We start from the raw sequence: 19923 nt of genomic DNA, 5'->3' as shown, positions 1-19923 counted from the left end.
CCTGGCAGAAACGGGCTTGCTTGCCGGCCGGTCGGCACTCATATAAAGATATCTTTATATCCCGCCATGCGACTGTGCCGGCGGTGAACGCATTTTGGCGTGACAGACGGTGGAAAGTCGAGCGATGGCTGAAGCTCAACACATTGAGATCGATAGAAATTCCTTGCCCAAGGGCGAGGAGGTGCGGGCAGCCCTTGCCCAGGCGGCCTCCGAACGCATCCTGATCCTCGATGGCGCCATGGGCACCATGATTCAGCAGTTGAAGCTCGATGAAGCCGCCTATCGCGGCGAGCGCTTCAAGGATTGGCACAAGGATGTCAGGGGCAATAACGACCTGCTCAATCTGACCCAGCCGGACGCGATCCGGGCTATCCACCTGCAGTATTATCTCGCCGGCGCCGACATGGTGGAGACCAACACCTTCTCCTCCACCGACATCGTCATGGCCGATTACGGCATGCAGGCCCTCGCCTATGAGCTGAACCTCGAGGGCGCCCGGCTGGCGCGCGAGGCGGCGCAGCAGGCCTTCGACATCGATGGCAAGCGCCGCTTCGTGGCCGGTGCGCTTGGGCCGCTGAACAAGACGGCGTCGATGTCGACGGACGTGAACTCCCCGGGGCACCGGGCGATCACCTTCGACGAGATCGTCAAAGGCTATGCCGAGCAGATCAATGGGCTGATCGACGGCGGCGCCGACCTGCTGCTGTTCGAGACCATCACCGACACGCTCAACACCAAGGCCGGCATTTTCGCGGCGCAGCGCATCTTCAAGGAGCGCGGCGACGAGCTGCCGGTGATGATCTCCGGCACCATCACCGACCTCTCCGGCCGTACCCTCAGCGGACAGACGCCGACGGCGTTCTGGTACTCGGTACGGCACGCCAAACCCTTCACCATCGGGCTCAACTGCGCGCTCGGCGCCAATGCCATGCGCGCCCATATCAACGAGCTCTCCGATGTCGCCGACACGCTGATCTGCGCCTATCCCAATGCGGGCCTGCCCAACGAGTTCGGCGGATATGACGAGACGCCGGAATTCATGGCGCGCCAGCTCGAGGGCTTTGCGCGGGATGGCTTCCTCAACATCGTCGGCGGCTGCTGCGGTTCGACCCCGGACCACATCCGGGCGATCAAGGAAGCAGTTGGAAAGTACAAGCCGCGCAAGATCCCCGAGGTGCCGACCTTCCTGCGGCTGAGCGGGCTCGAGCCGTTCACGCTGACCGGCGACATTCCGTTCGTGAACATCGGCGAGCGCACCAATGTGACCGGCTCTGCGAGGTTCAGGAAGCTCATTACCGCCGGCGATTACACCGCCGCGCTCGAGGTGGCGCGCGACCAGGTGCAGAACGGCGCCCAGGTCATCGACATCAACATGGACGAGGGCCTGATCGACTCCGAGAAGGTGATGGTCGAGTTCCTCAACCTGCTCGCCGCCGAGCCCGATATCGCCCGCGTGCCGCTGATGATCGATAGCTCGAAGTTCGAGGTGATCGAGGCTGGCCTCAAATGCGTGCAGGGCAAGGCGCTGGTCAACTCGATCTCCATGAAGGAAGGAGTCGAGAAATTCCTCGAAACCGCCCGCCTGGTGCGCAGCTATGGCGCCGCCGTGGTGGTGATGGCGTTCGACGAGCAGGGCCAGGCCGATACCTATGAGCGCAAGGTCGAGATCTGCTCGAAGGCCTACAAGCTCCTGACTGAGGAAGTCGGCTTCCCACCAGAGGACATCGTCTTCGACCCCAACATCTTCGCCGTCGCCACCGGCATCGAGGAGCATGTCGGCTATGGCATCGCCTTCATCGAAGCGACGAAGACCATCCGGCAAACCCTTCCGCACGCACACATTTCCGGCGGCGTGAGCAACCTCAGCTTCTCGTTCCGCGGCAATGAGCCGGTGCGCGAGGCGATGCACTCGGTGTTCCTCTACCACGCCATCCAGGCGGGCATGGACATGGGCATCGTCAATGCGGGGCAGCTCGCGGTCTACGACACGCTGGAGCCGACGCTGCGCGAGGCCTGCGAGGACGTGATCTTCAACCGCCGGGCGGATTCGACCGAGCGACTGTTGGAGATCGCCGAGCGCTTCAAGGGCCAGGCCGGCGGCGAGCAGAAGGCCAAGGACCTGACCTGGCGGACCAAGCCTGTGGCGGAGCGCATCTCGCACGCGCTGGTCAACGGCATCACCGAGTTCATCGACGCTGACACCGAGGAGGCCCGGCTGGCTTCCGAGCGGCCGTTGCACGTCATCGAAGGACCGCTGATGGCCGGCATGAGCGTGGTCGGCGACCTGTTCGGCTCGGGAAAGATGTTCCTGCCGCAGGTGGTGAAATCCGCCCGGGTGATGAAGCAGGCCGTGGCGCATCTCCTCCCTTTCATGGAGGCGGAGAAGAATGCCGACGGCAACGCCACCGGCCGCCGCAGCGCCGGCAAGGTGTTGATGGCGACGGTGAAGGGCGATGTGCACGACATCGGCAAGAACATCGTCGGCGTGGTTTTGAGCTGCAACAACTACGAGATCATCGACCTCGGCGTGATGGTGCCGACGGCCAAGATCCTCGAAGTAGCGAAGGCCGAGAATGTCGACGTCATCGGGCTCAGCGGCCTCATCACCCCGTCGCTCGACGAGATGGTGCATGTCGCCTCCGAGATGGAGCGCGAAGGCTTCCACGTGCCGCTGCTGATCGGCGGGGCGACGACATCGCGCGTCCACACCGCGGTGAAGATCCATCCGCAATACCATGGCGGCCCGACGGTGCACGTGCACGATGCGAGCCGCGCTGTCGGCGTGGTCTCGTCGCTGCTGTCGCAGGAGCAACGCCCAGCCTATGTGCAGGACGTGAAGGCCGAATATGAGCGGCTGGCCGAGAAGCATCGGCAGAGCGAGGCGGAAAAGCAGCGGACATCGCTGGCCACCGCCCGCGCCAACCGCTTCCAGCCGAAATGGGATGGCTACGTGCCGCCCAAGCCGAGCTTCCTCGGCACGCGGGTGTTCGAAAACTACGACCTGGCCGAGATCGCCAGGTACATCGACTGGACGCCGTTCTTCCAGGCCTGGGAGCTGAAGGGCCGCTTCCCGGCGCTGCTCGAGGACAAGGACCAGGGGCCGGCAGCGCGCCAGCTCTGGGACGACGCCCAGAAGATGCTGAAGGAAGTGATCCAGAAGAACTGGTTCCGCCCCAAGGCGGTGATCGGCTTCTGGCACGCCAACCAGGTCGGCGACGATATCCGGCTCTATACCGATGCGGACCGCAAGGACCAGCTGGCAACCTTCTTCACCCTGCGCCAGCAGCTTTCGAAGACCGGTGGCAAGCCGCACATGGCCCTGGCCGATTTCGTTGCGCCCGAGGGTATCCCGGACTATCTGGGGGGCTTCGTGGTCACGGCGGGGCTCGAGGAGAACATCATCGCCGAGCGCTTCGAGCGGCGGAACGACGACTACTCGTCGATCCTGATCAAGGCGCTGGCCGACCGCTTCGCCGAGGCCTTCGCCGAGCTGATGCACGAGCGGGTGCGCAAGGAATTCTGGGGCTATGGCGCCTCCGAGACCTTCGCGCCCAACGAGATGATCGGCGAGCCCTACCAGGGCATCCGCCCTGCCCCGGGCTATCCGGCCCAGCCCGACCATACCGAGAAGACGACGCTGTTCCACCTGCTCAACGCCAAGCAGCGCATCGGCGTCGAACTGACCGAGAGCTACGCCATGTGGCCGGGCTCATCGGTGTCGGGCATGTATCTGAGCCACCCCGACAGCTTCTATTTCGGCGTCGCCAAGGTGGAGCGCGATCAGGTTGAGGACTATGCCCGGCGCAAGGGCATGGCGATCCGTGAGGTCGAGCGCTGGCTCGGTCCAATCCTCAACTACACGCCCAGCGCGGACAAGGCGGTATGACCTCGCCTGCCCCCTTCGCCCGCCGCGCCACTTCCGTGCCGGTGACCGTGGTCACCGACAAGGCGGCGCTTGGCCGCTTCGGCGGCCGCGACACGGCCGTCGTGCATCTCGATCCGCCACTGCATGCCCATGAGTCGGGCACCGAGTGCATCGCCTGCGAGAGCCGCGGCAATGTGCGAGTGCTGCTGTTCGAGCTGCAGGAAAGGGTGCGGCTCGGTATGGCCCAGCCGTTCGTGCGGGTGGTGGTCGACGCCACCGACGTCGAGGATCGCGCTGCCGTGGCCGATGCGATCGTCCCCGGCAAGCTCCCGGCCTTCGGGCTCCGCGACTTCACCGTGGCCCGCAACTTTCATCTGGCGGAGGTGGTCTGATGGCCGCGCTTGATCTCTTCATCCGGCCCGCGGCCGACAATGTCCACCCGATCAGCCGCGCGGCGCTGCTGGCGCTCGACGCGACCGAGCGGGCAGAGCGGCTCAACGTGCAGCAGGCAGCGATCCGTTCGCGGCTGGCGACGGCGCCGGACACGCGCGACTGGCACAATCAGGTCGGCATGATCGTCGCCGAACTCCGCCGTGCCGGTCATGCCCTCAGCCGCGACGGCGAGACCCACAGTTGGGTGAGCGAGTCCGGCCAGCTCGGCGTCAGCTTCTGCCGGGCCGGCAATACCGTGCTCGCCTGGCAGGGCTAGAGCGCCTTCAGGAAAGCCTGTCCCCGCGAAGGCGCATAGGGCGCTAAGTTAGGGCCGTGCCCACCCACCGGCGGGGCTGTCATCCCCCATCTGTCCGCAGGCGCAGGCTGCAAGTTGGGTCCCTGCTTTCGCAGGGATGACACCGAGTTGGGGCGCTGCCTGGTGGCAAGTTCGCCGATGGCGCCGTATTTGAGCAGCAGGAACCCCTAACTTAGCGCCTATGCACCAAGGCGGGGATTGCAGACGTTTCCGATTCGAACGCGCGATCAATCACGGCCCCGCCAAACCTCAGTATTGCTTGCAGCAGGACGTCGCCACGCTAAGCTGACAGTGCCACCACGACTGGTGGCGGAGACTGTACGCTTGAGGGGGCGTGGCAAATGGTTGAGCATCCGGATCCGTTCTCGGTGAATGTCGGAAGCAAGCTGCTCTTCGGCGCCATCATGCTGGTGGGGCTTGGCGTCATCGGCGCCATCTTGGGCCCGGTGTTGACGGCGTTCGGCCCGGGCGCCAATCCTGCAGGAATCGGAGCGGCGGTGGGCCCTGGGCTCATGCTGATTGGCGGCGGCGTGGTGCTCGGTATTATCGCCGGCATCTTCCTCGGCTACGCCAACGGCAAGTACCCGCCGTCAGCTCGCCGGTAGCGAGATCTGAGCAAGATCCTAGTGCGCGTGCTCGGTCACGCACTCGCCGTGGTCGGCCAGCACTTCGATGATGCGACAATCGCAAATCCGGCCATGGCCGCATTCCTCCACCATGCGCGCCAGTTCGCCACGCAATGCGGTGAGGCTGGCGATGCGGCGGTCGATCTCGGTCAGGTGGTTGCGGGCGATGCTGTCCGCCTGGTGGCATGAGGCCTGCGGCGACGCGGCCATGTCGAGCAGCTCGCGAATGTCCTCGACCTCGAAGCCGAGTTCGCGCGAGTGGCGGATGAAGTTGAGCCGCTCCACCTCCGGCTTGCCGTAGCGGCGCTGGTTGCCCTCGGTGCGTGGCGGTGCCGACAGCAGGCCGATCTGTTCGTAAAAGCGAATGGTCGGCACCTTGACGCCTGTCCGTCGTGACAATTCGCCGATCGGCAAATTCATTGCATTCACCCCTTGATCCTCTAGTGGCTAGAGGTCCTAGATGTATGCGGACATGATGAAGAATCCAAGGAGTGCCGCATGTCCGAGGCCGCCGAGAAGCTGAAATTCCGCGTTGGCGGCATGGATTGCGCCGCCTGTGTGACCAAGATCGAGAACGCCGTCGGCCGGCTGCCGGGCGTTGGCGGAGTCGGCGTGTCGCTGCCCAATGGGACGATGACGGTGACCCGTTCGGGCGCAATCGCCACCGGGGCGATCGAGCGGCAGGTCAAGGCGCTTGGGTACCAGATCGCTCCTGCCCAGGCGGGCGCACCCGCCACGACCGACCACGCTCACGCCGACCATGGCCATGGGCACGACCATGCTCATGACCACGACCATGCTGTCGGCCACGCCGAAGTGATCGACGGTCCGTGGTGGAAGACGCGGAAGGCGGTGCTGACCTTCATCTCCGGCGGGGCGCTGCTCGCAGCGTACATTGTCGGGCAGTTATTCCCTCAGACCGGCCACTGGGCGTTTCTCGTCGCCATGGCGGTGGGCCTGATCCCGGTGGCGCGGCGCGCCATCGTTGCCGGCATGACCGGCACGCCGTTCTCCATCGAGACGCTGATGACCATCGCCGCCATCGGCGCCGTGTTCATCGGCGCCACCGAGGAAGCAGCGACCGTGGTGCTGCTCTTCCTCGTCGGCGAATTGCTCGAAGGTGTCGCCGCCGGCCGGGCCCGCGCTTCCATCCGCGGTCTCGCCGACCTGGTGCCCAAGCTGGCGCTGGTCGAGCGGGATGGCGCGACCAGCGAGGTTCCCGCCGCGCAGCTGGTCGTCGGCACGGTCATCCTCGTTCGCCCCGGTGACCGCATCGCCGCCGATGGCGTCATCGTCGATGGCAACTCGGCCATCAATGAAGCCCCGGTGACCGGCGAGAGCGTGCCCAAGACCAAAGGCCCCGGCGACGATGTATTCGCTGGCACCATCAACACCGATGCCGTGCTGCGCGTCCGGGTGACCGCGGCCGCCGCCGACAACACCATTGCCCGGGTCGTGCGGCTGGTCGAGGAAGCCCAGGAGAGCAAGGCGCCCACCGAGCGGTTCATCGACAAGTTCTCGAAATACTATACGCCGGCCGTGCTGCTGGTGGGGGCCCTGGTCGCCATCCTGCCGCCGTTGCTGGCCGGCCAGCCCTGGGACGAGTGGATCTACAAGGGGCTCGCGATCCTGTTGATCGGCTGCCCCTGCGCGCTGGTGATCTCGACCCCGGCGGCGATCGCCGCGGGCCTCTCGGCCGGAGCCCGTCGCGGGCTGCTGCTGAAGGGCGGCGCCGTGCTCGAGCAGCTGCGCAAGATCGATACCGTGGCGCTCGACAAGACCGGCACGCTCACCGAGGGCAAGCCGCAGGTCACCGACATTGTCGGCATCGGGCGTAGCGAAGCGCAGGTGCTGTCGCTGGCAGCGGCGCTGGAGACCGGCTCGAGCCACCCGCTGGCGGTGGCGGTGCTGGCCCGTGCCCAAGCCGACAAGGCGTTCGTGCCGCCTGCGGCGGGCGCCAAGGCCGTCCCGGGCAAGGGCGTCACCGGCAAGGTCGGCGGCGAAGTGCTGTTCCTCGCCTCGCCCAAGGCAGCGGGGGAGCTCGCGCCGTTCGACGCAGCATTGCGCGACCGGATCGGTGCGTTCAACGATGCCGGTAAGACCGTCTCGGTGCTGTTGGTGGGCGATCAGGTCGCCGGCCTCCTTGCCATCCGCGATGAACCGCGCCAGGACGCGGCCGATGGTCTGCGCCGCCTCGAGGCCGAAGGCGTCACCACCGTGATGCTCACCGGCGACAACGAGCGGACCGCCACGGCCATCGGCGCCGACCTCGGCATCGCGGTGCGCGCCGGTCTCCTGCCGGAGGACAAGCAGCACATCGTACGCGAATTGCAGGAACAGGGCCGTGTGGTGGCCAAGGTCGGCGACGGCATCAACGACGCCCCTGCCCTCGCCGCCGCCGATATCGGCATCGCCATGGGCGGCGGCACCGATGTGGCGCTCGAAACCGCTGACGCCGCCATCCTCCACGGCCGCGTCGCCGACATCGCCAACATGATCGGACTGTCGAAAGCCACGATGGGCAACATCGCCCAGAACATTACCGTGGCGCTGGGCCTGAAGGCGGTGTTCCTCGTCACCACCATCATCGGTATCACCGGCCTGTGGCCCGCGATTCTCGCCGATACCGGGGCGACCGTTCTGGTGACGCTCAACGCCATGCGATTGCTGGCGTGGAAGGGCAAGTAGCAGTTCTGCTGCGAAGGCCACAAACAACAACGGCTCCCCGAGGGGAGCCGTTTGTTTTGGACTGCAGGATCTGATGAGAACCTGGTGCGGTCGAGAAGACTCGAACTTCCACGCCTTGCGGCACAGCGACCTCAACGCTGCGCGTCTACCAATTCCGCCACGACCGCACGCCGAGGTAGGAGCGACGCCGAAGCGGCGAAGCGAGGCAGCGTGTAGCAACGCTCGTTGGCGGGTGCAAGCGATTAATTGCCGTTATGCAAACGCTCGCCACGAAACCGCAAAGCGCTGGTTCGGTCGCGTGATCGAACCGGAAAAGTCTGCAATCCCCACCTGCGTGGGGACGGGCATTTTCCTGATCCCGCTTATGCCGGGCGGCGGACTTTTTCGGTGAGCTCGACGCTGAGGCGGCCGTCTTCGACCTTCACTTCGCCGCGTGCGATCAGCGTGTTGTTGGCATAGACGCGCAGCGGATCGTTCTCGCCGGTATCGAGCTCGATCACCGCGCCGCGACCCATGCGCAGCAGGTGGTGCACCGGCATGATCGCCGCGCCCAGCTCGACGGTGATATCGACTTCAATATTGTCTAGAGTGTTCATACATAAACCGCGACCGACCATCCCGGCTGAATCGCGCGGGCCCCTTGTGAGAGAGCATTGGACACCCATGCTTACCGAAGCGTTAACGACTGACCCAACTTGCGACACCGGGACCAAGCTGTTCCGCGCCGATGGGGTGCCGGTCGAGTGGCGAATCTCGGAGGGGTACGTGCCCTACCCCGAAGCGCTGGAGGCGATGAAGGCGCGGGCGGCAGCGGTGGCGGACGGTACTGCGAGCGAGCAGGTATGGCTGCTCGAGCATCCGCCGCTCTATACGGCGGGCACCTCTGCAGCGCCCGAGGACCTGCTGTCGCCCAACCGCTTCCCGGTCTATGACGCCGGCCGCGGCGGGCAGTACACCTATCACGGCCCCGGCCAGCGGGTGGTCTACTTCATGCTCGATCTACGCCAGCGCGGCCGCGACGTGCGCTGCCTGGTGCAGGGGCTCGAGGGGTTGATCATCGATACCCTCGCCGCCTTCAACATCCGAGGCGAGCGGCGCGACGGCCGGATCGGCGTCTGGGTGGCGCGGCCGGACAAGGGCTTTGGCCGCGAGGACAAGGTGGCGGCAATCGGCGTGCGGGTCAGCCGCTGGGTGACGTTCCACGGCATTGCGATCAATGTATCGCCGACCCTTTCACACTTCGATGGCATCGTGCCGTGCGGCATCTCCGACCAGGGCGTGACCAGCTTCGAGGATCTTGGACAGCTGGTCTCGATGGCCGAAGTCGATGCCGCGCTGCGTACCGCCTTCGAGCGCCGCTTTGGCGCCACTGCAGATCTGCGCCCGGAGGCCCTTGTCAGTGCCGCGTGACCCACGCATTTTCTCGGTGACCGATTCCATGGGGGTGAGGCCATGACGCTCGACGATCTCAAGAAAATCTTCCTCAGCCCGACGCTGTTCCGGCTCGAGACCATCCTCTCGCCGCGACTGGTGCCGGTGCTCTACGCCACCGGGCTGGCGGCGCTGCTGCTCTGGTCGGTGGGGCACCTGTTCGTCAGCTTCGGCCGCAATTTCGGCGATGGCCTGTGGGGCATCCTGGAGATCGCAGTCTATGGCGCACTGTTCCTGATCGTGCTGCGTATCGTGTGCGAAGTGCTGCTGGTGTTCTTCAAGGCCAACGAGACGGTGACCCGCACCGTAAGCCTCAGCCGCGTGCCGACCTCGCTGATCGACGAAGTGCGCGACGCTATCCACGATATCGCCGAGGACGAACCCTACGAGGACCAGACGAGCGAAGGCGCTGCAGCCGCGGAGCCCGGCACGACGGCGGTACGACGCACCGCGAGGCGCTCCCCGCCACCGACCGAGAAGCCCGACATCTGAAACAAGAAGGCCGCCCGAGGGCGGCCTTTTCGTTTGGGCGGGTGGCTCGCCCGCTTCGATGACCTCAAGGGATCAGGCAGCAGCGAAGGTGCGGCGCGACTTCAGGATTTCGTCGACGCTCCAGGCGCCCGGGCCGGCGAAGACGAGGTAGAGGAACACGAAGCAGAACAGCACCGCGCCGTCGCCGCCATTGGCGACTGGGATGATGTTGCCCTGCCCCATCATCGGCACGTGCACGAACCAGAACGCATAGGCCATCTGGCCGGCGAGGATGAAAGCCACCGGGCGGGTGAAGACGCCGAGCAGGATTGCGAGGCCGCCGAACACTTCGAGCACTGCCGCGAGGCCCATCAGCGAGAACAGCTCGAACCCGCCGCCGCCGCCCGAGGCCGGGAAGCCGAACATCTTCTGCGTGCCATGGGCCATGAAGCAGAGCGCTGTGACGATGCGGAGGACGGCCAGCGCCTGCGGCTGGTACCGGTTGAGGGCTTCGAGATTCATGGGTCTTTTTCCTGCTGGACGCCTCGGAGGTGGGCGCATCCGAAATAAGAGCACGAGGCTCAGGATTCGGGTCAACTGAAGGTTTGGTAACCTGACAAGCTCGTGATCAGTAGTGATCAGGGCTGCCCTGCTTCCATCGCAGAGTGCCGATCATTGCTTTTTTCCCGAGTTTGGCGCATAGGCACGCGCCAATGACACAAGCTCCGAAAATCGGCCTGGTCAGCCTCGGCTGCCCCAAGGCTCTCGTCGACTCCGAACGCATCATGACGACGCTGCGTTCGCAGGGCTACTCGTTCTCGCGCGACTACGAAGGCGCGGACGTCGTGCTGGTCAATACCTGCGGTTTCCTCGACAGCGCCAAGAAGGAAAGCCTCGAGGCGATCGGCGAGGCGGTCGGCGCCAATGGCCGCGTCATCGTCACCGGCTGCCTCGGCGTCGAGGAAGAGATGATCCGCGCCACCCATCCGAGCGTGCTCGCCGTCACCGGTCCGCACCAGTACGAGGATGTGGTCAACGCGGTGAACACGCATGTGCCGCCGGTGCCGAACAAGTTCGTCGACCTGGTGCCGGAAGCCGGCCTGAAGCTGACGCCGCGCCACTACGCCTACATGAAGATTTCCGAGGGCTGCAACAACCGCTGCACCTTCTGCATCATCCCGCAGATCCGTGGCGATCTGGTCTCTCGTCCGATTGCCTCTGTCCTCTACGAGGCAGAGCGGCTGGTGGCGACGGGCGTCAAGGAGATCATGGTGATCTCCCAGGACACCTCGGCCTATGGCCTCGACGTCAAGTACCAGAGCTCAAAATTCCGCGGCCGCGATATCGAAGCCCGCTTCCAGACCCTCGCCGAGGAACTGGGCAAGATGGACGTCTGGACCCGGCTCCACTACGTCTACCCCTACCCCCACGTCGACAGCGTCATCCCGCTGATGGCCGAGGGCAAGATCCTCCCCTATCTCGATATCCCGTTCCAGCACGCCGCCCCGTCGGTGCTGAAGTCGATGCGCCGCCCGGCCAACCAGGTGAAGACGCTCGACCGGATCAAGGCCTGGCGCGCCGTCGCTCCCGACCTGGCCATTCGCTCCAACTTCATCGTCGGCTTCCCCGGCGAGACCGAAGAGGATTTCGAGTTCCTGCTCGATTGGCTGGAAGAGGCCGAGATCGACCGGATCGGCTGCTTCGAGTACGAACCGGTGACCGGCGCGCCGGCCAACGACATCGAGGGCATCGTCCCCGATGAGCTGAAGCGCGAGCGCTATGAGCGGCTGATGGAAGTGGCGCAGGACATCTCGGCACACGTGCTGTCGAAGAAGGTCGGCCGCACCATCGACGTGCTGGTCGACGACGTCGAGCCCGATACCGGCCGCGCCATCGGTCGCAGCCAATGGGACGCGCCCGAGATCGACGGCACCGTGATCATCCACGAAGCCGACGGCATCAAGGTCGGCGACAAGGTGTCGGTGCTGGTGACCGAGTCGGACGAGTACGACCTGTTCGCCGTGCCCTCTGCGGTGGCCGCCAAGGACGACAGCAAGCCCGCCGCCGTCGCCGGCTGATGCCTGGGCATCGCGAATATGAGCTGGCGCCCGCGGGCGCCGCCCTGCGGCTTGGGCGCACTGCCCGGCTGATGGGCATCCTCAACGTCACCCCCGACAGCTTTTCCGACGGCGGCCGCTTCGATGCGGCGCCGGCGGCATTGGCGCAGGCGCGGCTGATGCTGGCTGAGGGGGCCGATATCATCGACATCGGCGGCGAGAGCACGCGGCCGGGGGCCGAAGAGGTCTCGGTGGCGGACGAGCTGGCACGGGTGCTGCCGGCGATCGAGGCCCTGCGCGCCGACGGGATCACCGCGCCGATCTCGATCGACACCTACAAGGCGGAGGTGGCGGAGCGCGCAATTGCCGCCGGGGCGAGCATCATCAACGATGTTCATGGGCTGCAGCGCGAGCCGGAGGTGGCGGCGGTGGCGGCCCAGCACGGCACACCGCTGGTGGTGATGCACTGGGACAAGGCGCGCGACACCAGCCGTGACGTGATGGCCGAGATGGCCAGGTACTTCGACGTCACCCTCGATATCACCGACAAAGCCGGCGTGGCGCGCGACCGCATCGTGCTCGACCCGGGCTTCGGCTTCGCCAAGTCGCTGAGCGAAAACTACGAGATCCTGCGGCGGCTGCCGGAATTGGTGGCACTGGGGTTTCCGGTGCTGGTCGGCACGTCGCGAAAATCGATGATCGGCAAACTGCTCGACATTCCGGCCGGCGAGCGGCTGGCGGGGACCGTCGCCACCTCGGTGCTTGGCTACACTGCCGGCGCCCACATCTTTCGGATCCACGATATCCGGCCTAACCGCGATGCCTTGCGTGTCGCCGAGGCGGCGCTATATGGGCCCCGAGATTAGGAACCTAGACGTGACCACAGACTTCGACGGCGACCGCATCATCCTCAGGAACCTGGGGTTCTTCGGCTATCACGGCATGATGCCCGAGGAAGCCGTACTGGGCCAGCGCTTCTTCGTCGATCTCACCTGCGGCGTCGACCTCGGCCAGGCTAGTCGCAGCGACGAGCTCGCGCACTCGATCTCCTACGCCGAGATTTACGAGGTGACGAAGGCAGCGTTCGAGGAGCAGCGGTTCAAGCTGATCGAGGCCGTAGGCCAACACATCGTCGACAGGCTGTTCGAGGCGTTTCCTGCGATCGGCTGGATCCAGGTGAGGGTGAAGAAGCCCTCGGCACCGATCGCCATGGTGGCCGGCGAGGCCGCCATCGAGCTCCACCGTCGCCGGGATGATCGCTGATGGCACGCGCGTGGCTGGGCCTCGGGGCCAATATCGGCGATCCCTCAGCGCAGGTGCGCGAGGCAGTGGACCGGCTGAACGCCTGGCCAGGCATTGCCGTCGTGGCGCAGTCCTCGATGCTGATCACCAAGCCATGGGGCAAGACCGACCAGCCGGATTTCTCCAACATGGTGGTCGAGATCGAGACCAGCCTCGCGCCGCTTGAGCTGCTCGACGCCTGCCTCGGCATCGAACGCGAGATGGGGCGGATCCGCGACATTCGCTGGGGACCGCGCCGCATTGATATCGACGTGGTGGCCTACGAGCGCCTGGAGCTCGATAGCGAGCGCCTGCATGTGCCGCACCGCCACGCCCACGAGCGCGACTTCGTACTCGATCCACTGCGCGAAATCGCGCCTGAGGTGGCGGAGTGGATCGTGGGGCGCAAGCTCTAGTGCCACAGCCACAGGGTCATTCCCGCGAAAGCGGGAACCTCTGTTTTCTTGGCCTTGGCGCGATCGCAAACAGAGTTCCCCGCTTTCGCTGGGATGACACCGAGTTTGGGGTGCTCGCACAGCGTCGATCCTCCCACCAGCACCCCATTGGGGCCCCGGGCGGGAAGGGGCCGGCGAGCGAGCCTAGCCCCAGACGATCTCCAGCACTCGCACCGCCGCGTCGAACTCCATCCGGCGTTTGGCGCGGCGTTCCGTGGCTTCCTCGACCTCGCCCCACAGGCGCACGTTGTGGTCCTCGTCGACATGGGCAGCGGTCCACACCTCTTCCGGCGCCAGCAGCCCCTCCCGCAAGGCGATGCTGAGCAGGCCCGAGCCGGTGATGCCGGTGAGGGAGTTGAGCGCGACGGCTTCGATGAGTGCCGCATCGGCCAGCGCGGCGCGGAGGCGCTCCAGCGTCGGCGCCGGCTGCGGCTGGTGCACGATGCCGATGGTGGGCTGAAAGCCGATCTCGAAGTGGCGAGCGAGCTTGACCAGCACCGCATCCCACACCCGCTCCTGCTCGGCCACCAGCTCGCGTGGTGTGTCGGCGCGGTAGAGCAGCAGGTCGTTACCGGAATATTTGACGATCTCCTCGCGCAGCGCCTCGAGGCGCTCGTCGCCGGCCTCGACCGCCGAGTTGATCAGGCGGACCACCGGCATGGTCTTGGGATCGATGAACTGCTGCTGCGCCGCCCATTCCTCGGCCATGGCGGCGGCCACCGCCTGGTACGGCACCACCACCGGCTTCTGCGCCGGGGTGCGCGGCGTCTTGCCATCGAGCGTCACTGCGTAGCCGCCGCCGGCCGCACCCACGCCGACTTCCTTGTAGAAGCGCTTGGGCAACTCGACCTTGTTGAGGTGCTGGGCCCGGCCGTAACCGTCGTCCCGGTGCTTATCGGCGTCTTCGAGGAACTCGCGCATCAGGCCTCCAGCAGCTTGTCCACGGCGTCGACCAGTTGATCCATGCGGTGGATGACGAGGTCGGCGCCTGCGGCCTCGAGATCGGCCGCCGAATGATAGCCCCAGGACACGCCGAGCGCTTTGACGTCGGCGTTTCGGGCCATCTTCATGTCGTGAGAGGTGTCGCCGATCATTACGGTGGCTTCGCGACCAATGCCGGCCTTGTGCATCGCTGTCTCGATCATCTGCGGATCAGGCTTGCCGCGGTTGTGGGCGGGGGTCTGGATCGAGTTGAAGCGACCGATGATTTCGTGACGCTCCAGCAGGGTGATGGCGCCGGCGTGGCCCTTGCCGGTGGCCACGGCGAGGATCGTTTCCGGGTCGGCCTGCAGGCGATCGAGCGCATCGAGCGCGCCCTCGAACATCGGCTCGCGGGCGAGGCCAGCCTTCTGCTGGTAGGTGGAGCGATAGGCGTTGAGGATCACGTCGATCCGGTCACTGTCGGCATCGGGCGCGAGAATCCCCATGGCATCGCGTGCGGTGATACCGGAGATCGAGCGGATCGCGTCGTCGCTGGGGATCGCCTGCCCCACCGAGGCGAAGGATACGCGGACCGTCTCGATGATCAGCGCCTCGGAATTGATCAGGGTGCCATCGAGATCGAAGACGACGAGCCGCATCGGGAGAACTCCTGCCCAGAGCGAGATCAGGAAGGTTGCAGACCTTTCCGGTTCGATCTCGCGACAAAACAAAGACTTGGAGCGGGAGTGCGATTCAACGAAACGCAATCCCGCTCCAGGCCCGCTCAGAACCATAATTTGCGGGGCGTGTCACGCCCCGTGAGAGGCATAGCTCGATCACGGAAGACTGCACCGGCTGGTGCTATTCCAGCACGCGCTCGATGGCGGCATCGAGCTCGGAATAGTCGTGGATCAGGGTCCCTGCCCCGGCTTTGAGCAGCTCGGCGGCATCGTGATAGCCCCAGCTGACGCCGATGGAGCGCACCTTGGCAGCCCGCGCCAGCTCCATGTCGAACACCGTGTCGCCTACCATCACCGTCTGATGGGGCGCAGCGCCAGTTTCCTCCATGGCGCTCAGCAGCATGCCGGGATGCGGTTTCGACGGATTGTGGTCGGGCGTCTGCAGGGTGGTGAAGTGCGCGGTGATCCGGTGGTTGTCCAGGATGCGCGCGACGCCCGTCAGCCCCTTGCCGGTGGCGATGCCCAGGATGGTGCCCTTCTGGTCGCGCAGCCGATCCAGCGCTTCCCGGGCGCCCGGGTAGAGCGGCTCACGGTCGAACTCATGCTCGAGCGAGGCCTTGTAGAAGCTCTTGTACTGCCCAACGATACCTTCGATCACATCGATGTCGTTGGTGCCAGCGAGCTGACCGACCGCCACCGGCAGCGACAACCCGATGATCTGTCGAACCTGCGCCGAGGTGGGCGCTGGCAGGTCGAGCGAGCGGAACGCCGACCCCATGTGCTCGGAAATGAGCGCCTGGGTATCGATCAGTGTTCCATCCATATCGAAGACGATGAGCCGCACGGGAATTCCCCCTGAATTCGGCCCGTTGAGAACCATAAAACGCAGGGCATGTCACGCCCTGCGCCACTGGTTGAAGTCTACATCGCTGCAAAGCAGTAGAGAAGCCCTGCCCCACCCGTACCGACGAGGTTCTCCTGACTGCAGCCGCGCGACGGATGCGAGGAGTTCCATGACTTGGCCGCGTCGGACTCATCGAGACCAGTCCGATCGGAATGACCGACAATGGCGCTGCCCTCGCCGTTCAGCGTCCAGTCGCCGCAGGTCTGTCCGGCCGCCAGCGTCCCATCCGGATTGGAGCCGGTGAGGATGTCATGCTGGTTCGGATCGTCGCCACGCCCGTTGATCGGGGTCCCGGTCTCGGAAAGCGCGGTCGCCTTGGTCAGCTTGTTGTCGGCGCTGTGCAGGTTGGCGACATCGGTGGCGATCACGTCGCCCTTGAAGTTCTGCCACGGGCCGGCGCCGATCCGGTCCTTGGCGTTGACGCCTTCGGCACTGAGATAGGCCTTCCAGGTCTTGCCGGTGGAGCCGGCGGCTTCCGCCAGCTTGGCGCAATGCGCGTCGGCCCCCTCGAGGCCGCCGAGGTTGGCGCCATCTCCGGCACCCACGCTGGTGACGAAGAAGGTCATGGTGGTCGCGTCCTGCGCAATGGCCGGTGCAGCAATGGCGAGGGTTGCCGCGGTGGCGGCGGCGAGAACGATCGTTTTCATTGGCATCTCCCTGTGCGCCCGGAATAGGGCCGCAACAGGTGAACACGCGAGCCCCGAATTTCGTGCGGCGCTCGCGGCGATTTGATCAGTCCTGTTCCGGATCCTGATCCTGCACGTCGTAGCGATCGGCATCGAAGCCGAGCACATCGAACGTCGCCTGCATATGCGGCGGCAGCGGCGCCGAGACATCGAGCAGCTGGCCGTTGCGCAACGGCAGCCGGATGCGACGCGCGTGGAGATGCAGGCCTTTGCTGATCTCGTCCGGCGGCGTCCAGTTCTCGATGTTGAAATAGCGCGGATCGCCCATGATCGGGTTGTGCAACTGCGCCATGTGGACGCGCAACTGGTGCGTGCGCCCGGTCACAGGCTTCAGCGTCACCCAGGCGAAGCGGCGAGCAGCCGTGTCGGTGGTCGAATAGTAACTCATCGAGTGCTGTGCGCCTGGCGTCCCCTGAGGCACCACCACCATCTGCTCGCCATCGGTGGTCGCCTGCTTGGCGAGGAAACACGAGATCGAGCCCTGCTTGGGGTGCGGGTTGCCCCAGACCACGGCCCAATAGATCTTCCGCGCCTGGCGCGACGAGAACACCTCGCCGAAATACGCCGCCGCTGCCTTGGTCTTGGCGACGACGAGGCAGCCTGAGGTATCGCGGTCGAGCCGGTGTACCAGCCGCGGCGCCTCGCCCTTCTTGTTGGGGAGACTCTTCAGCAGCCCATCCATATGGCGCTTGGTGCCCGAGCCGCCTTGCGAGGCGAGGCCGTGCGGCTTGTTGAAGACGTAAAGCTCGTCGTCCTCATAGAGGATGATGTCCCTGAGGAAATCGGCGTCCCTCGAATTGATCTCCCCTTCGGCACGCTCGGGCGCAGCCTCGATCGGCGGCACGCGGACCACCTGCCCGGCCACAAGGCGGGCGTTGGCCTTGACCCGACCGCTGTCGACGCGGATCTGGCCGGAGCGCAGGAGCTTCTGCAGGTGCCCGAACGTGACTTGCGGGAAGTGCGTGGCGAACCAGCGGTCGAGCCGCATGCCGTCTTCGTCGCGGGCGACGACCTGTTGCCGGACGCCGCTCATGCAATCACCCGCATGGCGAGCATGCCCATCCAGAGCCCGGCCAGCGACAGCAGCACCGAGCCGACGATGTAGACCGCGGCGAGCAGGATATCGCCGCGCTCGATCAGCGTGATGGCGTCGAGCGAAAAGCTCGAGAAGGTGGTGAAGCCGCCGAAGACGCCGACCGCCACGAACAGCCGGATCTCGTTCTGGTGCTGCGGCGTGAACTTGGCGAGCACGCCGATCAGCACGCCCATGGCGATCGAGCCGACGATGTTGATAAGCAACGTCGCGACCGGAAAGCCGTTGGGCAGGCTGCCGATCCAGTTCTGGGCGCCAAAGCGCGCCAAGGCGCCGAGCGCGCCGCCGATTCCAACGAGAAGATAAGCTTGCATGGGCTGACTTCTACGGGCACCGCCCGCGGAAGACCAGCCCCATGCATCGCGCCTCGCGTCAGGTCGCCGGCACGCTTGCCTCGTCGTCCTCTTCGTCGATATCAAGCGCCGGCGCCACCGCCGACGAGACGAGGCCGTTGAGCGAGCCGCCCTTGAGTCCGAGCTCGGCCAGCAGCGCATCGATCAGCGGGGCCTGGCTGCGATAGCGTAGCGCCGCGTCGACCGCCTGGTCGGCGATCCCGCCTCCGCCATGACCGTTCATTGCATGGCCACCGGAGCCACCCCCGGACAGCCCGTCGACGTGCAGGATCTTGATGCCCTCGATGTTTTCCATCGGCTTCACCGATTCCGCGATGATCGAGGGTAGCGCCTCGATCAGCGCCATGCGGATATTCATGGCGATCTGCTCGGGTGACAGCCGGTTGGCGGCCTCGTTGAGCTTCTGCTTGCCCTCGGCCTCGACAGCGTAGGTCACCTCGGTGGCGGCGGCCTTCAGCTTGGCGGCTTCCGCCTCGCCCTGGGCCAGCGTGCGGGCTGCCTCGGCCCGGTTCTTGGCCGCCTGCTTTTCGGCATCCGACGAGATGACGATGTTGATCGACGCCTTCTGGGCTTCCTGCTCGGCTTCGATCAGCTGGATGCGCTTGGTCCGCTCGGCGATTTCGGTCAGGCGCGCGGTCTCGACTTCTTCGGCCGCCTTGGCGGCGAGCGCACGGGCCACGTCGGCCTTGGCTTCCGCCTTCGACTGCTCCTCGGACTTGGCAGCGATCGCCGTAGCGCTGATCTGCTCGGACAGCGCGATGGCCTGGTCGGCCTTGATCGCCGCCTCCTTCACCTGCTGGCGTGATAGCGTACGGGCCGCCTCGGCCTCGGTGGCGCGCTGGGCCCGCAGGCTCTCGATCTCGGCATTCTGCTGGTCGATGCGGATGGCAATCTCGCGCTCATTGTTGAGGCGGGCATACTCGGAGTCACGGGTAATCGTGAACTGCTCCTGCTGCGCCTCGAGGTTCTTCCGCGCGATCGCCACCTGGGTGTTCTGTTCGATGTCGTTACGGGTCTTGCGCCGATCCTCGATCGACTGGGTCATCTTGGTCAGACCCTCGGCGTCGAACACGTTGTCGGGATTGAAGAACTCCCGGTTCGTCTGGTCGAGGCCGGTGAGTGACACGGATTCGAGCTCGAGGCCGTTCTTGAGGATATCCTCGGAGACCGCGGCCTGCACTTTCTGCACGAAGCTGACCCGCTGCTCGTGCAGCTCCTCCATCGCCATCTCGGCGGCGACGGCACGGAGCGCATCGACGAACTTGCCTTCGACCAGTTCCTTCAGCGCCTGCGGCTCCATGGTGCGGCGGCCGAGCGTCTGGGCGGCGTCGGCGATGGCCTCGGCCGTCGGCTGCACGCGGACGTAGAACTCCGCCTGCACGTCGACGCGCATGCGGTCCTTGGTGATCAGCGCCTGCTCGGCGGTACGCACCACCTCGAGGCGGAGCGTGTTCATGTTGACCGGAATGGTCTCATGCAGCACCGGAAGCACCAGGGCGCCCCCGTTCATGATCACCTTCTGCCCACCAAAACCGGTTCGGACAAAGGACACTTCCTTGCTGGCACGACGGTAGAGCCGCGCGATGATCATGCCGATCACGAAGATCGCGACGATGATGATGGCGGCCATGATCAGGATCGAAATGAGCTGGTCGTACATTGCG

General features: G+C 65.6%; 21 protein-coding genes and 1 tRNA gene. 11 read left to right on the top strand and 11 right to left on the bottom strand.

The genetic code is table 11. The features are described from left to right. Window positions 1–124: 124 nt before the first annotated feature. The 4 genes from metH to AC1ROK_RS24155 all read left to right on the top strand — a co-directional run bounded on the left by metH (window position 125) and on the right by AC1ROK_RS24155 (window position 5218). Window positions 125–3886, top strand: coding sequence for a methionine synthase (gene metH / locus AC1ROK_RS24170; RefSeq protein ID WP_492851703.1), 3762 nt, complete (start codon window positions 125–127; stop codon window positions 3884–3886). Then, window positions 3883–4257: a hypothetical protein gene (locus AC1ROK_RS24165; protein WP_492851701.1), complete on the top strand. Its 375-nt coding sequence runs from the start codon at window positions 3883–3885 to the stop codon at window positions 4255–4257. The genes metH and AC1ROK_RS24165 overlap by 4 nt, the downstream gene beginning before the upstream one ends. Next, window positions 4257–4574: a hypothetical protein gene (locus AC1ROK_RS24160; protein ID WP_492851699.1), complete on the top strand. Its 318-nt coding sequence runs from the start codon at window positions 4257–4259 to the stop codon at window positions 4572–4574. Before AC1ROK_RS24165 ends, AC1ROK_RS24160 begins: the two co-directional genes overlap by 1 nt. Window positions 4575–4954: 380 nt before the next feature. Further along, window positions 4955–5218, top strand: a complete 264-nt coding sequence (locus AC1ROK_RS24155) for a hypothetical protein (RefSeq protein WP_492851697.1) — start codon at window positions 4955–4957, stop codon at window positions 5216–5218. Between the two features lie 18 nt (window positions 5219–5236). Here the strand turns inward: AC1ROK_RS24155 and AC1ROK_RS24150 are convergent, their stop codons facing one another. After that, window positions 5237–5659, bottom strand: coding sequence for a MerR family transcriptional regulator (locus AC1ROK_RS24150; RefSeq protein WP_492851695.1), 423 nt, complete (start codon window positions 5657–5659; stop codon window positions 5237–5239). A 78-nt stretch (window positions 5660–5737) separates the two neighbouring features. Between AC1ROK_RS24150 and AC1ROK_RS24145 the strand changes: the two genes are divergently transcribed. After that, entirely contained in the window at window positions 5738–7927 is a 2190-nt protein-coding gene (locus AC1ROK_RS24145; protein WP_492851693.1) for a heavy metal translocating P-type ATPase, read from the top strand. Between the two features lie 82 nt (window positions 7928–8009). Here AC1ROK_RS24145 and AC1ROK_RS24140 read toward each other — a convergent pair. Together AC1ROK_RS24140 and AC1ROK_RS24135 are read right to left on the bottom strand one after the other, a co-directional pair. Then, window positions 8010–8094: transfer RNA gene (locus tag AC1ROK_RS24140), tRNA-Leu, on the bottom strand. Between the two features lie 195 nt (window positions 8095–8289). Then, window positions 8290–8523, bottom strand: a complete 234-nt coding sequence (locus AC1ROK_RS24135) for a FliM/FliN family flagellar motor switch protein (RefSeq protein WP_055049144.1) — start codon at window positions 8521–8523, stop codon at window positions 8290–8292. A gap of 67 nt (window positions 8524–8590) precedes the next feature. Here AC1ROK_RS24135 and lipB point away from each other — a divergent pair, with 67 nt between their 5' ends. Both lipB and AC1ROK_RS24125 read left to right on the top strand, forming a co-directional pair. Next, on the top strand, window positions 8591–9337 hold the full coding sequence (gene lipB, locus AC1ROK_RS24130; protein WP_492851690.1) for a lipoyl(octanoyl) transferase LipB: 747 nt from the start codon (window positions 8591–8593) through the stop codon (window positions 9335–9337). 42 nt (window positions 9338–9379) lie between these two features. Further along, window positions 9380–9850, top strand: a complete 471-nt coding sequence (locus AC1ROK_RS24125; RefSeq protein WP_492851688.1) for a DUF4282 domain-containing protein — start codon at window positions 9380–9382, stop codon at window positions 9848–9850. 72 nt (window positions 9851–9922) lie between these two features. Here the strand turns inward: AC1ROK_RS24125 and AC1ROK_RS24120 are convergent, their stop codons facing one another. After that, window positions 9923–10351 carry a DoxX family protein gene (locus AC1ROK_RS24120; RefSeq protein ID WP_492851686.1) on the bottom strand — a complete coding sequence of 143 codons (429 nt, stop codon included), beginning with the start codon at window positions 10349–10351 and terminating at the stop codon, window positions 9923–9925. A 191-nt stretch (window positions 10352–10542) separates the two neighbouring features. On the opposite strand from AC1ROK_RS24120, the gene rimO reads away from it, so the two are divergent. From rimO to folK, 4 genes are read left to right on the top strand one after another with little or no spacing between them, the layout of a single operon-like run. Continuing rightward, complete coding sequence (gene rimO, locus AC1ROK_RS24115; RefSeq protein WP_492851684.1) at window positions 10543–11907, top strand: 30S ribosomal protein S12 methylthiotransferase RimO; 1365 nt, start codon at window positions 10543–10545, stop codon at window positions 11905–11907. Next, window positions 11907–12752, top strand: a complete 846-nt coding sequence (folP, locus tag AC1ROK_RS24110; RefSeq protein ID WP_492851682.1) for a dihydropteroate synthase — start codon at window positions 11907–11909, stop codon at window positions 12750–12752. The genes rimO and folP overlap by 1 nt, the downstream gene beginning before the upstream one ends. 10 nt (window positions 12753–12762) lie before the next feature. Next, window positions 12763–13149 carry a dihydroneopterin aldolase gene (gene folB / locus AC1ROK_RS24105; RefSeq protein WP_492851680.1) on the top strand — a complete coding sequence of 129 codons (387 nt, stop codon included), beginning with the start codon at window positions 12763–12765 and terminating at the stop codon, window positions 13147–13149. After that, window positions 13149–13583 (top strand): 2-amino-4-hydroxy-6-hydroxymethyldihydropteridine diphosphokinase, encoded by a 435-nt coding sequence (gene folK / locus AC1ROK_RS24100; RefSeq protein WP_492851678.1) that lies wholly within the window; start codon window positions 13149–13151, stop codon window positions 13581–13583. The genes folB and folK overlap by 1 nt, the downstream gene beginning before the upstream one ends. Before the next feature lie 183 nt (window positions 13584–13766). Here the strand turns inward: folK and AC1ROK_RS24095 are convergent, their stop codons facing one another. From AC1ROK_RS24095 to AC1ROK_RS24065, 7 genes are all read right to left on the bottom strand, one after another. Further along, on the bottom strand, window positions 13767–14543 hold the full coding sequence (locus AC1ROK_RS24095) for an ATP12 family chaperone protein (protein ID WP_492851676.1): 777 nt from the start codon (window positions 14541–14543) through the stop codon (window positions 13767–13769). Beyond that, window positions 14543–15202 (bottom strand): HAD family hydrolase, encoded by a 660-nt coding sequence (locus AC1ROK_RS24090; RefSeq protein ID WP_492851674.1) that lies wholly within the window; start codon window positions 15200–15202, stop codon window positions 14543–14545. Before AC1ROK_RS24090 ends, AC1ROK_RS24095 begins: the two co-directional genes overlap by 1 nt. Window positions 15203–15404: 202 nt before the next feature. Then, entirely contained in the window at window positions 15405–16067 is a 663-nt protein-coding gene (locus AC1ROK_RS24085; RefSeq protein ID WP_492851673.1) for an HAD-IA family hydrolase, read from the bottom strand. Between the two features lie 77 nt (window positions 16068–16144). Next, entirely contained in the window at window positions 16145–16774 is a 630-nt protein-coding gene (locus AC1ROK_RS24080; protein WP_492851671.1) for a hypothetical protein, read from the bottom strand. An 85-nt stretch (window positions 16775–16859) separates the two neighbouring features. After that, window positions 16860–17846: an RluA family pseudouridine synthase gene (locus AC1ROK_RS24075; RefSeq protein ID WP_492851669.1), complete on the bottom strand. Its 987-nt coding sequence runs from the start codon at window positions 17844–17846 to the stop codon at window positions 16860–16862. Then, a complete protein-coding gene (gene crcB, locus AC1ROK_RS24070) occupies window positions 17843–18220 on the bottom strand; it encodes a fluoride efflux transporter CrcB (RefSeq protein WP_492851667.1) in 378 nt (125 codons plus the stop codon). Before crcB ends, AC1ROK_RS24075 begins: the two co-directional genes overlap by 4 nt. Window positions 18221–18278: 58 nt before the next feature. Then, window positions 18279–19919, bottom strand: coding sequence for a flotillin family protein (locus AC1ROK_RS24065; protein WP_492851665.1), 1641 nt, complete (start codon window positions 19917–19919; stop codon window positions 18279–18281). Window positions 19920–19923 lie beyond the last annotated feature (4 nt).

It is taken from the genome of Devosia sp. GW821-FHT12F11 (genome assembly GCF_058806655.1).
Note: the sequence above shows the minus strand (reverse complement) of the source record. Positions and strands in the feature narration are given on the sequence as shown.